Source organism: Faecalibacterium sp. DFI.5.82, from assembly GCF_029076575.1.
Taxonomy (GTDB): Bacteria; Bacillota; Clostridia; order Oscillospirales; family Ruminococcaceae; genus Faecalibacterium; species Faecalibacterium duncaniae.
In genome coordinates this window covers 1-325 of the sequence record NZ_JARFIS010000295.1, presented here as the reverse complement: position 1 = coordinate 325, position 325 = coordinate 1, and the positions used below count along the sequence as shown (strand labels likewise).

At 58.8% G+C, this 325-nt stretch carries 1 pseudogene; it reads left to right on the top strand.

Annotated features, from left to right (window positions below):
- Positions 1 to 316, top strand: a pseudogene (locus tag P0G09_RS16680) (hypothetical protein); the annotation flags it as partial.
- Between the last annotated feature and the right edge of the window lie 9 nt (positions 317 to 325).

Here is a 325-nt window from a genome sequence, read left to right as displayed (position 1 = left end):
CGCCAGCCACGGCGGAACGATGGTGGCAAACGAGGTAGCCGCCGTTCTCTCCCCAGCGGCCAAAAAATGCGGCTTCAAGGACAAGGGCTATATCTGCGATGAGGAGGACGCACAGGAAAGCGTAGTGCTCCGGGAGCTGCTGGACAAAAAGCTGTGGAAAATCCCTGACCGCATTAAGGACAAAGGACAGTTTGAAGAAAAACTCAATCAGTCCATCCGGCAGTATCACACCGAATACTGGCGGGCAAGGCAGAGCGGACGAGAGGCCGCCGAAGCTGCCCGCAGCACAGCCCCGGCCAAAGAGGCCGCAAGATAACCTCGGGCC